This window comes from Bacillus sp. V5-8f, assembly GCF_002863565.1.
Taxonomy (GTDB): Bacteria; Bacillota; Bacilli; order Bacillales; family DSM-1321; genus Peribacillus.
The window spans coordinates 313322-325639 of sequence record NZ_PGUW01000002.1 but is presented as its reverse complement, the minus strand read 5'-3'; the positions used below and the strand labels follow the sequence as shown (position 1 = coordinate 325639).

Genomic DNA, 12318 nt, shown 5'->3' with positions numbered 1-12318 from the left:
ACGGGGCTTATTTAAAGTAATCATGGAATGGTATAACGAATGATAATCAGTGATTCCATCCTTATATGCTCGAACTTATGATTATTTTTCCCTCCGATTTTCCAGCCATCTGAATGTACTTTCTTGTACGAATGGATGGCGATGAAAAAGCTTTTTGTTTATATTGATCATTTCTTCAAGCTCATTAAGCAGGAATTCAACATCTTCCTTGGAAAAAGAACAGGTATCATGTTTCTGCAGTTTTAGTTTAATTTTTGCCAACCTGCGGGCAGTTGCCTTATTTCTCTCCGGTATCCCCATTGCTACTCTCACGTCCTTTTCATTTCCAAGTAAATGTATTTCTATAAGGTGCGTTTTCTCATTACATACCCTTATATATATTGTAGCAGTCAGAATCCTTTCCTGTATATTTTTAAGGTTACTCTCGTTGTTTTTCATTAAATAAATAGGCCGAATGATGTTTTTATGATACGATATTATTATCGAATTCTTAGAGAATTCTTTAAATTTCGTCTGATTAAAAGGAGTATGAATTTATGGCAGACAAACCAATCACAGTACATGCAATCATTAATGGTGAACAGGTTTCAACGGAAAAACAATACCCTCGTGAAAATCCTGCGAAACCTGAAGAAATAGTTGGCTATGCTCCTATAAACACAAAGGAAGATGCGATTAGTGCAATAGATGCAGCATATACCGCCTTTAAAGGCTGGTCACAAGTAGCAATAGAAGAACGTGTTGAGCGAATGAATCGTGCAATCCAAAAATTGAAAGATGCGGCACCGGAGCTTTCTCGGCTTTTATCACGTGAGCATGGCAAACCGCTTTATGACGCTGAAGGAGAATTTGCCGTGTCCTTCATGTGGATGGAATATGCCTGCAGCATCGTTAAAGATGTGATCAAGGACCAGGTAAAGGAACACGAGAATGGAAAAACCATCATTACATATGATCCTATTGGAGTGGTTTCAGCTATTACACCTTGGAATTATCCAATTTCATTATCAACCATTAAGATTGCCCCGGCTTTATTAACTGGGAATACGATGGTCATAAAGCCAAGTCCGTTTGCTCCACTTGCAGTTAGCAAAGCCATTGACATTATTGCATCAGAATTCCCGCCAGGAGTCCTGAATCTTGTTCACGGTGAATCAGATGTGGGAATAGAACTTACTTCTAACCCAAAAGTAGCCAAAATTGCTTTTACTGGTGGGACAAAAACTGCAAAAAATATTATGAAATCTGCTGCTGATACGTTAAAGAACATGACATTGGAATTAGGCGGCAATGATGCGGCTATTGTTCTTCCTAGTTTTGATGTTAATGACAGCCGGGCAATGCGCCGTATGGTCATATCAAATTTCCTGACAGCAGGACAGATTTGTATGATTGCGAAGCGGGTTTATGTTCATCGCTCCATCTATGATTCGTTTGTAGAAAAATTCACGGAAGCGGCAAATAAATGGATTCGAGTAGGCGACCCTTTCAATCCGGATGTAACGATCGGGGCAGTTAACAATAAGAATCAAGTACAATATGTACAGGGTCTTATTGACGATGCACAAAGCAAAGGGGCGGAAGTGATTAAATTAGGGAAAATCCTTGATCCTGAGATTTTTGAAAAAGGATACTTCTTGCAGCCTACTGTAGTTTTAGGTGCCGACAGCCATGACCCTATCGTCGTTGAAGAACAGTTTGGCCCAACTGTGCCAATCATTCCATTTGATCATGAGGACGAAGTGATTAACTTACACAATGAAAGCATTTATGGTCTAACCAGCTCTGTTTGGGGCGAGGAAGAACATGCTATAAAAGTAGCTCGTCGAATTGAAGCAGGTACAACCATGATTAACACGGCAGCTGTACAGGGTCTTGATGTACGTTTTCCGTTTGGAGGCGTCAAGCAGTCAGGTGTAGGGCGTGAATACGGTGAAGAGGGCTTAAAATCATACGTTGAAACGCATGTGATTAATGTGCCAAAAAATCTTGAATTACCATATATTCCTGAGTAAGCGTAAAAAGTGCAGGATATTTATTAAATGATATAAAAAATCCCATGATGGGAACCTATTTACCTATCAAAAAAGTTTGCGGTATAGTAACAGAATAATAGCTCAGAAAGGCGGCTACCTTGTAAAAGTAGTCGCCTTATTCTATTTGATCATTTGTTGCTTGGTGCTATAACAGCTATCATCTTTAATATAACCTGTATATACAGTACTTAGATTTCCTTGAAGTGTTTATTTAATTTTTTGTAGAAAGCGGAGCAGGAAGCAGCTCAGTTCATTGCGGGATAGAGCCCCTGTGCTTTTGGTTGCATTATTTTTCAAAATAGGTCTAAAATGAGTACTGTATCTAAAAAACATGGATGATAGAAAGAGGATTTTGTCATGATAACGATAAAGAGTGAACGTGAAATCCAGCTTATGCATGAAGCGGGAAAGCTGCTTGCAAGCTGTCATAAAGAAATTGCCAACCTAATTAAACCTGGGATTACTACAAATGAAATTGATGCGTTTGTAGAGGAATATCTTTCAAAGCATGGCGCGACGCCAGAACAGAAAGGTTATCAGGGTTATAAATATGCAACTTGTGCATCTGTTAACGATGAAATCTGCCATGGATTTCCAACGAACAAGCCACTCAAAGAAGGAGATATTGTTACAATTGATATGGTGGTTAACTTAAACGGGGGCTTGGCTGACTCAGCGTGGTCCTATTCGGTTGGCGAAGTGTCTGAAGAAGCAAATCGACTTCTTGAGGTTACAAAAAATGCACTGTATAGAGGGATTGATCAGGCACGCGATGGAAACAGGCTAGGGGATATTGGCCATGCGATTCAATCCTATGTAGAAGTGGAGAAATTTTCAGTTGTCCGTGATTTTACAGGGCATGGTATCGGTAAATCGATGCATGAAGACCCAACTGTACTTCATTACGGAAAGCCAGGGAAAGGCCTTCGTTTAAAGGAAGGAATGGTCATCACGATTGAACCGATGGTGAATGCAGGAACGTGGCATTCCAAAATGGACCCCAACGGTTGGACCGCTAGAACTGTCGACCGACAATTGTCCGCTCAATATGAGCATACAATTGTCATCACGAAGGACCGCCCGCTTATTTTAACAGAGCAGTAAAAATTATGTGCGCACACTATGGATAGAGACTTGTCTCTATCCATTTTTTTGTTAAAAAATAAGCCCTTATAATCATAAAACCCAAAAAAGCGAGTGCATTTCCTCCGAAGAAACGAGCTGCTGAAACCAACAGTCTAGTTTTTAATAGAATTTTTATTCCAGAAAAAACCTCGATAGAATATTCATTGTGCTATTAAATCCTGATCCAGTTTAGACAGCAAATTATTAGGCTTTTAAGCGTAATCTAACAGGGATAACTTAAAATATTTTAATAAAAACCTCGATAGAATATTTATTAAGCTAAGAAACCCAGTAAAGTTTAGACAGTTTAATTACAAGTTTTTAATGAATTATGTTCGCAGCTTTTAAAAAATCAATATTGGTTGCGAATGTAATGTTATCATGTGAAGGGGAAGGGATAATGTGCATCATCCAGCGTTCTTCCACTAAGCCTGTATTACAACATAAAAAAACAAACGCTTTCGAGAAGCGTCTGTTTCATTTGTTTATGGGTCATGGAAGGTTCAAAAACGTTCAGATGCAAAACTTTGTCATACTATTTACTTTCTATCAATTGGAGCAGTTGCCCATTTCTTTGTTCTCTTTCATCCGCAGACACCAAATCATACTTTTTCAACAAATGAAAAACAGCGTTTAACTGTTCTTGATTGGGCTCCGTTTTCAGATAGTCTGTTAAAGCGGAAGACAGATGAGAGGGAAGCAGTTCTTTTTGTGTATCGTATTTCTTTTTTACATCTTCCAAGGTATGGTCTAATTTACATTCTGCCAAAAGAAGATCCTCCTTATTATCGTATCGTGATTAAATTATAGGATTTATCTTTTAATCATACTACTGTGAAGCCTTGCAGCTCTATTTTAATAAGATCCTCTTTGGTAACTTAAACGTTTATTCTTGATCTAGTCTTTTGAACCGTTTATTTCCATTGTGCTACACGATCTATTGGAAGCCGAACGGATGTGTGTCCTGTATCTGCTGCTTTACCGATGGAGATAAGCATAACCGGGACATAACGTTCCTTGTCTAAGCCGAATGCTTCGGCAATTTGGTCCTTTTCATAACCGCCTATAGGGTTTGTATCATAACCATACGCACGGGCAGCAAGCATAAACTGCATGGACACAAGTCCGCCATCTACCAAGACTACATCTTCCATTTCCGCACGGGAAATCGTCTCAAAATAGCCGGCGAAAGACGTATGTATGCCTTCTTTAACTTCAATCTGCATATGGCCTTCTTCAACTGCCTTGCCATAGATTTCTTCGAACCGCTCAAAGTTGTTGATATCTCCGAACACTGCCACCACGGCGGCAGAAGTTTCTACCTGGTTCTGATTAAATCGGGCAAGCGGTGCAAGCTTTGCTTTTGCTTCGGGACTCTCGATCACAAGGAATCTCCATGGCTGCATATTAACGGAAGAGGGTGCAGTAGTTGCGAGTGTAAGGATCTCTTCCATTTCTTCCTTGCTGATTTTCACTGTTGGATCGTAATTCTTAATGGATCGGCGCCCTTTAACAATTTCCATAAAGTCATTCGTTTTTTGTGCAGTAGTCATTGATGTAAAACTCCTTCTCTTGATGAATAAATGTTACTTATTTTAAACTTCCCAGCGGTGTGCTTTTACAGGGTTACAATGGACAAAAATACTCCTTTTTTAGTTATTTGTAAACTGAAAAGGCTTAGGGTTTTTTATCGTTCTCAAGTGTGTTCTTACTTTATCCCGACTGCTGGAAGGAAATACTCGGGAGAGTAAATGGAAAACCTTTTTTTAAGAGATTAATGGCGATACAAATGGCTTGTTAGATCAGCGTGAAACAGTGCAAGTAAAGAGCATGAAAAACAAAATGTGGGGTTAAACACGCATCCGCACAATTTTATTCACATCTTGAATATATAGTAGCTTGCAGATTGCTTAAATCCAGTAATCTGCAAGCTCTTTTTTTGTTCACGACTATTCACTCAAAGGAACGGATTATTATGTATTATATCGAATACCTCGTTAGAATATCTTTACTCAATATAACCCCCCTAGAAACAGTAGAAAGTTTAAAAGAAGTACTATAAGGAAAATAGGCCTAAAAGTCAATAATTCGCCAATAAAAGAGGAAAGTGAGCACCTAGTGGCGAACAAGTATTCTATTGGAGTTCATTTTACAACTGAATTTCTCAACAAGTGAAAGGAGATATATTGTGAAGAAAAGCGTTGAACAGGCAGTTACTATTGAATCAGTCGGAATGAGCCAACGGGAATTTTTGACATTGTATTTGCTGCACACGCTTTTGGAGAAATCAAACTATCCCAAAGCCATTCACCAGGATTTAAAAAATCGGTTCACTGGTAAGACCCATAGCTACGACTATTTATGTAAAATATGCAACCAGCTTGCTGATTCACGGCATCTGGACTTATATACAGATAAAGGACGGAATTATTATAAAATTACGGAAAAAGGAAAAGAGTTATTTACATGGTATAGATCAAATTTCAAGGATCGAATGGCAGAAGTGAAGCTTGTGATCGACCGATTCATGTTCGACCTTACTGGTTCCGGAAACAATCCACCGATGAAGCATGAGTTACCGGAGGAATATCGCTCTTACTTTTCAAAGATTATTTCGGTTAAAGATCTGGTCAGATATATTACCTTACAGACCGCTCAAATGAGAACGAAGATTTATATGGGTGAAGTGGGTGAAATCCTAAAAGCTAATTTTGGATGGATTGCAAGTAATGGATATTTATATGACCTGGCTCATGAAATGGAGGGAAACGGCTTACTGATCGGCTGGTGGGAAGGCGAGAAAAGAACCAAAAGATACTTAAGGATAACGGAGGAAGGCCGGTACCATTATAAACAAATTGCAGATTCTGCCGCTTACCAGGTGCGTGAAATACAAAAATATTTAGATAGTGTGTTATCATTTTTAGAAGAGAAGAACAGCATCACGACTTAAGGAATGGTCATGTATGAAGAAAAAATACGAAAACCTGGACAGCATATCAAACATTAAATCTGTCTCTGATATGCTGAAATGGAATAAAGAGAGACGCACAAAAAAGAAAGATCTAAAAACCCAGATACCTCTAGCGGAAAAAGTTGAACTTGCAGAACTGATGGACAACAAGAAAAAAAGTTCCATCACTTGGATCGGGCATTCGACCTTTCTAATCCAGATGGGGGGCTTGAATATTTTAACTGACCCGGTTTGGGCATCAAGGATGGGGCTCCAAAAAAGATTAACGCCTCCGGGGATACCGATTCATGAACTCCCTGCCATCGACATTGTGTGCATTTCACACGGCCATTATGACCATTTGGATTTTCCCACAATTAAAAAATTAAGCGGAAATCCAGTATACTATGTGCCGGAAGGATTGGGAATGCTGTTTAAACGGAAGGGCTATGACAATGTGATGGAGGCTAGCTGGTGGCAAACGTTAAACCATCAAGATTTGAATCTTTCCTTTGTTCCCGCCCAGCATTGGACAAGAAGGACCTTAAGGGATACCAACACATCCCACTGGGGAGGTTGGGTCATAGAGGATGGACAAGGAGATGACTCCGTTTATTTTATCGGTGATACAGGATATTTCCGTGGATTTAAAGATATATCAGAAAGATTTCGGCTAAAGCATATCCTCATGCCAATCGGGGCATATGAGCCGGAGTGGTTTATGGAGGTCTCCCATATTAATCCTGAAGATTCCATAAAAGCTTTTTTAGAATTAAAAGGCCAGTTTTTTATTCCGATGCATTATGGGGCGTATAGGCTTGCAGATGATACCGGACCTGAAGCTTTGGAGAGATTGAATAAAGAATGGGAGCGACAGCAGCTGCCGGTCGAACAACTCAAGACCTTAAAAATAGGGGAAACATTGTGGATTTAGACATGTAGTACATATATGAACATTTTGAACTAGCGGAATGACCTGAAAGGATGGAATTAGGTGCCTTTTTATCAGACAGAACAACAGAAGGAATATATAAAAGATCTCGGCAAGGCAATTGAACAGTTTTCGGAAAGAGCGGAGGAGCTGGATGAAGCCAGGGCATTTCCGTACCAAAACATTGAGGAATTAAAGCAATTTGGCTATCATACATTAACTTTGCCGAAAGAGCATGGCGGGCAAGGTGGAACACTGTATGATTACCTTCTTGCACAAGAACGGATTGCTCGGGAGGATGGACCGACTGCTCTCTCCATAGGCTGGCATGCAGGTGTCATTCTAGAATTAGCGGAAACTAATATTTGGGATGAAGCGGTATTACATGAGTTTTTCCAGGAAGTTGCAAAAGGCGCACTCGTAAACCGGGCGGCAACTGAACCGCAAACCGGGAGCCCGACAAGAGGAGGGCGTCCGGAAACGACTGCCATTAGGAAAGATGATAAATGGATCATTAATGGCAGAAAAACATTTACGACACTATCCCCTGTGTTAGATATTTTTATTGTTTCTGCCTGGGTTCCAGAGGATGAAACGATCGGTTCATTCCTCATTCATAGAAATACAAGCGGGCTACGTATAGAAGAAACATGGGATATGATTGCGATGCAGGGTACAGGAAGCCATGACCTTGTATTAGAGAATGTAGAAATACCGGAGAAATACTACATTGAAAAACAAGAAGACCGTCCAAAACAGAGGTCAGCATGGCTGCTTCATATTCCGGCCTGTTATCTTGGCATAGCTGTGGCAGCACGTGATTATGCAGTGAACTTTGCAAAATCTTATTCCCCAAACAGCGTAAAAGGGCCAATAAGGGATCTCCCTAATGTACAGAGACTGATCGGAGAAATCGAACTTGAAATCCTAGAGGCAAGGCATTTCTTGTATTCCGTTGCAGAAAAATGGCAAGAAAAACCTGAATTACGTGACGAACTTGCCAAATCACTTGGAGCTGTCAAGTTTCGGGTAACGAATAATGCCATGTCAATTGTTGATAAGGCAATGAGAGTCGTGGGTGCAAGAAGCCTGCAGCGAACAAATCCATTGCAACGATATTATCGCGATGTTCGTGCAGGTCTTCACAATCCACCGATGGATGATGCTACAATCCAAATGCTTGCACAGTCAGTGTTGTATTGACCTAGGAAAAAAGCGATTGCTATTTAGAAATTCATTATGATAATAATTAACATGAACATCATTTAGAAATTAAACAATGTAATATCTATTCACCACTAGGGGTGCTTTAAAGCTGAGAGAGATGCCATGTCCATAGCGTTTTAACCCTTATTATAACCTGAACTGGATAATGCCAGCGTAGGGAAGTGGTACTGTGAAGTATGTATGCTAGTTTGGTTTCCTTAATTTATCCATAAAATAATTAAAATCACAGCCGCTTCCTTCTCGTGGGAAGTGGTTTTTTCATTGTTTTTTATGGAGAAAGGAGCTAGCTAGGAATGTTGATTATTTAAACGAGAGATAGACGAACGTATTCTACTACCACCATTTGATTAATCTGGTAAAGCAAGAAATCTCATTCCATATTCCCGCCTGGCCGGGACCGGCAGACGTGGAACTATCTATAGCCAATTTCTTAAGGCGTTATGGTTTAGAGATATGAATAACCAGTTAAACATGTTGTTGTTCTTGATGAAAGTCCGATCAAAAGGCGCAAGGACCTGGAAGGAAAAACAATTGGTTATCCGGTAATACCATTGAATGGAGCGATTTTGAAAACAATGGTAAGCGAAGAAAAGGCTACTGATTTAAATGAAATAATAATAGAAGAATAAATCAATAATTATATTATGTAAACTTCATGCGTTTTTTCAATATGTTTGAAAGGGTGTGATGAATTTTTTTATTGCTAGCTAAAAGTATGATTTTATAGATCAACATTATTGACCTGAAGAGATTCAATGATGATTAATACAAAACCAAATATATGTTTAGAATGATGTTTTTTGAGTGGCTCCGAAATTTAGAAATAAATTGAGATAAAATTTTTTGAACCCAGATACTGAAATTGGAACTTGCAAATATAAAACAATTTACAGGATAAATTTGAATGTGAAAAATTTTTGTTTCGTCTCATTAATTTAAGTATTCTTTGGTTATGAGATAAAATGCGTTATTATTATTCGACTTCGTATAATATATATTATGTAAACTAATAAAATAAAAAAGAGAGAAAATCCCTCTCCTGTCTATCGACATTAGTTTGTTGACTTTCAGCAACTTCCCGCCATTCCGAAAAGAAACCAACTACCCTCTTGTGGTTGGTACAAAAGCTTTGTTGGATATAGCTTTAATTGTTTTTACAATTTGAATATGCCTGTGCCAGACGGCTGCTTGTAGCTACGGTATGGTAAAATTGTCTCTGATTTCTATCTACGTATCGTGTCTTTATTACAAACCTTATCCATATTAAAAAAATCTAGGTTAATATATCTTCTTGCAAAATTTTACAACTTTTTAAACAGAGGCCTTCAACTGATTTGGACGCCGATGTTAACCACAGTGTTCCCGGAGAAATGTATGCAATCGACGTGTTCTTTCTGTTAAAGCAACGTCAGTCCTTAACAGTAAAATTTTGATTAACAGATAATTGGATGTTTGTTTCTTTAAGAAAGTAGTTCAATTTACCAAAATAACCTGTTTGCTCCATGCCTAGTACAAACCTCTTACCCTAGACCAATGACGGTTTCTAACCTATGAAATACCTCATAATGTAAAAAGAATTAATCCCTATTTTTATATTATAAGGTAGGAGCAGAAAATTCATCAATTTTCATGCGAAGTAAACCATAAGGTTTTTGTCGTAGGTCTACTCCATAATGAAATCTCGCCTGCCGATGTAGTTGGTTCACAATAAAATATAAGTATCGATCCGGACCGATTGAAAAAGTATCCGGCCATAAAATTCTCGGATCATGTGCGATCGTTTCGATTGTGCCATTCGGCAATATCCTTCGAATACTGTTATTTTCATAGTCTCCAGCATAAACGATTCCTTTTGCGTCGGTGATCATGCCATCAGATGCACCTTTTTCACCCCAATACTTTACATGATGCATTAACTCTGCATCCGGTATAGTTCTGTCTCTTAGGGCTTCTGTTGAGATCGAGAACAGTTGACGACTGGTTAGTGGACAAAAAAATAATACCTTGCCGTCGGGAGAAATTGCTATACCATCGGACGCCAATCTAAATGGGAAAGTGGAGCCATCTTTGTTTCGATTCATCAAAATCTTGCCTTCTACTTTCGGAATAAAATAGGGATCGGGTGAAGTTGGATTTGCTCCATTTAACCGTCTAAAGGCGTTTCCAGTTTCTAAGTCTATCACGATGATAGCTCCTGGTCCTCTTGAGGAAGAATCCGTAATATATGCATACCCAGCATTTCCAACACGAAAATCAAAACGGACATCATTCAGATAAGTTGTTGGCAGGACAACATCTTCTGAAAAGGTATATACACTTCTTATTGTATTGGTCTCTAAATCAACTGCGACTAACTTTGCTCCCCCTAATATCGGTTCAGAAAAATTTGGTGCCGCAGTATCTAATACCCAAAGGGTTCCCATTCCATCAGCAACTACACTTTGAACACTGATGAAAGACATTGTAAGATTCCCTGGGTTAACCAGATTGGTTTCTAAATTTGGGTAAGGTTGCAATGTATCTTCAACAATTTCCGCCACCGTAAATTTAACGTCGTCTCCCCATTTCGGAAAGCAAATAAAAATACGACCTGTTTCTGAAACACTAACACCTGTAGGCATCGCTCCATAAAAGGCATGAACTAGTTCTAACTTACCGAAATATTTTTCAAATGGTAACATAGGCTGCATGATATCCTCCTCAACAAATTCGAACGGGATATCATCTATATATGATTAAAAATTTTTCTAGTGCCTGATTCATAATGAGTTTTTCTATCTAAATGTAGTTTTAATTGATTGTTTTCTCAATTGTTTTTTACCATCAAATTAAATCCCTTGTTTAAGTTACTTTTTTATAAATGAATCCAGACTAAAACATCTGTTTGCAAGAAGGTAAAGGTTAACTGGTGGTTCGCCTATGAGAGATTACTTCAATGTTCTTCAATGTTCTTCAATGTTCTTTAAAAATTACCCTGCCCCTTCGTTTTTGAGGTGTATTAACACTCACTTTGTAGTATTTTTAACCTTTTAAATAATTTTATGTCGCGGATTAAACTTCCTTTGAAAGTGAGATAACATAAAATGAGGACGTATGTTCTGTTTGTGGAAAATAAAAAAACAGCAGTTATGCTGTCAGCCCTTTAGTGTGAACTCTAAAAAAGTATAATAAAAAAGAGCAAAGCGCTCTTTTTTTATTCCTCTAACAACACTGACCCGTACTTCCTAACAACACAATTCCTTTCTTATCTCCGCTAAGATCAAGAGTAAGGTCATTTGTAGTTGGTTCAATCATTGGATCAATCGCTACTTGTATTTCGTTAATAGTAATCATTTTATCATTCTCTTCTGGCTCATCCAGAGCCAGTCCAACTTGTGGCTGACCTCAGCCATAGCCAGCAAAAAATATACGAATGTTCTTGGCATTCTGCTCTTCGAACATTTGCTTTAATACATCACGAGCTTGATCTGTGATAATCATCGCTCTTCCCCCTCTATCATAAAATAATTCTACTTACTTATCCTACTTCTTTTCTGTCCAATTTAAAATATATTTGCCCATTATTTCTTTAAACCTATTAAGAAGTACGAAGAACTGTCTGTATCATGATATGATCTATTACTTACCAGTCTCAGCAAAAGTTTTAATGCGATCCGCAATTTCATCACGAACACGTTGGAAGAATGCCCATTTTTCTTCTTCTGTCCCTTCCGCTTTGGCAGGGTCATCAAAACCCCAGTGTTCACGCTTAACATGCGGAGGTGTTACAGGGCAGTGATCTGCTGCGTGGCCGCAAAGTGTGACTACCAAATCAGCGTTGTTAAGTATTTCTGGTTCAATAACATCGGACGTCTGGTTAGAAATATCAATACCCGCTTCTTTCATTGCTTTGACAGCATTTGGGTTTAGCCCGTGCGCCTCAAGACCTGCGCTTTTAACTTCCCACTCGTCGCTGCTTAGATGCTTTTTTGCCCAACCCTCTGCCATTTGGCTGCGGCATGAGTTTCCTGTACACAAAAAATAGATTGTTTTTTTAGCCATGCTTA

General features: G+C 38.7%; 10 protein-coding genes, 1 pseudogene and 1 riboswitch. Of the genes and pseudogenes, 6 read left to right on the top strand and 5 right to left on the bottom strand.

Annotated features, from left to right (window positions below; translation table 11 throughout):
• Positions 1 to 81 precede the first annotated feature (81 nt).
• Positions 82 to 312: a hypothetical protein gene (locus tag CUU64_RS03240; RefSeq protein WP_142383588.1), complete on the bottom strand. Its 231-nt coding sequence runs from the start codon at positions 310 to 312 to the stop codon at positions 82 to 84.
• A gap of 224 nt (positions 313 to 536) precedes the next feature.
• Here CUU64_RS03240 and CUU64_RS03235 point away from each other — a divergent pair, with 224 nt between their 5' ends.
• On the top strand, positions 537 to 2015 hold the full coding sequence (locus CUU64_RS03235; protein WP_101631833.1) for an aldehyde dehydrogenase family protein: 1479 nt from the start codon (positions 537 to 539) through the stop codon (positions 2013 to 2015).
• A 378-nt stretch (positions 2016 to 2393) separates the two neighbouring features.
• Positions 2394 to 3140, top strand: coding sequence for a type I methionyl aminopeptidase (gene map, locus CUU64_RS03230; protein ID WP_101631832.1), 747 nt, complete (start codon positions 2394 to 2396; stop codon positions 3138 to 3140).
• A gap of 556 nt (positions 3141 to 3696) precedes the next feature.
• Here map and CUU64_RS03225 read toward each other — a convergent pair.
• Complete coding sequence (locus CUU64_RS03225) at positions 3697 to 3930, bottom strand: group-specific protein (RefSeq protein WP_101631831.1); 234 nt, start codon at positions 3928 to 3930, stop codon at positions 3697 to 3699.
• A gap of 145 nt (positions 3931 to 4075) precedes the next feature.
• Positions 4076 to 4714 carry a nitroreductase family protein gene (locus CUU64_RS03220; protein ID WP_101631830.1) on the bottom strand — a complete coding sequence of 213 codons (639 nt, stop codon included), beginning with the start codon at positions 4712 to 4714 and terminating at the stop codon, positions 4076 to 4078.
• Between the two features lie 635 nt (positions 4715 to 5349).
• Between CUU64_RS03220 and CUU64_RS03215 the strand changes: the two genes are divergently transcribed.
• The 4 genes and pseudogenes from CUU64_RS03215 to CUU64_RS03200 form a co-directional block, all read left to right on the top strand.
• Positions 5350 to 6114 carry a helix-turn-helix domain-containing protein gene (locus CUU64_RS03215; RefSeq protein WP_101631829.1) on the top strand — a complete coding sequence of 255 codons (765 nt, stop codon included), beginning with the start codon at positions 5350 to 5352 and terminating at the stop codon, positions 6112 to 6114.
• Positions 6115 to 6127: 13 nt separating this feature from the next.
• On the top strand, positions 6128 to 7048 hold the full coding sequence (locus CUU64_RS03210) for an MBL fold metallo-hydrolase (protein ID WP_101631828.1): 921 nt from the start codon (positions 6128 to 6130) through the stop codon (positions 7046 to 7048).
• Positions 7049 to 7108: 60 nt separating this feature from the next.
• Positions 7109 to 8248: an acyl-CoA dehydrogenase family protein gene (locus CUU64_RS03205; protein ID WP_101631827.1), complete on the top strand. Its 1140-nt coding sequence runs from the start codon at positions 7109 to 7111 to the stop codon at positions 8246 to 8248.
• 87 nt (positions 8249 to 8335) lie between these two features.
• Positions 8336 to 8449, top strand: a riboswitch (TPP riboswitch).
• 299 nt (positions 8450 to 8748) lie between these two features.
• Positions 8749 to 8901, top strand: a pseudogene (locus CUU64_RS03200) (ABC transporter substrate-binding protein); the annotation flags it as partial.
• Positions 8902 to 9867: 966 nt separating this feature from the next.
• Here the strand turns inward: CUU64_RS03200 and CUU64_RS03195 are convergent.
• Together CUU64_RS03195 and arsC are read right to left on the bottom strand one after the other, a co-directional pair.
• A complete protein-coding gene (locus tag CUU64_RS03195) occupies positions 9868 to 10962 on the bottom strand; it encodes an L-dopachrome tautomerase-related protein (protein ID WP_101631826.1) in 1095 nt (364 codons plus the stop codon).
• Positions 10963 to 11890: 928 nt separating this feature from the next.
• Positions 11891 to 12313, bottom strand: a complete 423-nt coding sequence (gene arsC / locus CUU64_RS03190) for an arsenate reductase (thioredoxin) (protein WP_101631825.1) — start codon at positions 12311 to 12313, stop codon at positions 11891 to 11893.
• Between the last annotated feature and the right edge of the window lie 5 nt (positions 12314 to 12318).

Coding starts and splice junctions, on each gene's coding strand:
- CUU64_RS03210 (WP_101631828.1), top strand. CDS start 6,128: ATGAAGAAAAAATACGAAAACCTGGACAGCATATCAAACATTAAATCT.
- CUU64_RS03220 (WP_101631830.1), bottom strand. CDS start 4,714: ATGACTACTGCACAAAAAACGAATGACTTTATGGAAATTGTTAAAGGG.
- CUU64_RS03235 (WP_101631833.1), top strand. CDS start 537: ATGGCAGACAAACCAATCACAGTACATGCAATCATTAATGGTGAACAG.
- CUU64_RS03195 (WP_101631826.1), bottom strand. CDS start 10,962: ATGCAGCCTATGTTACCATTTGAAAAATATTTCGGTAAGTTAGAACTA.
- map (WP_101631832.1), top strand. CDS start 2,394: ATGATAACGATAAAGAGTGAACGTGAAATCCAGCTTATGCATGAAGCG.
- arsC (WP_101631825.1), bottom strand. CDS start 12,313: ATGGCTAAAAAAACAATCTATTTTTTGTGTACAGGAAACTCATGCCGC.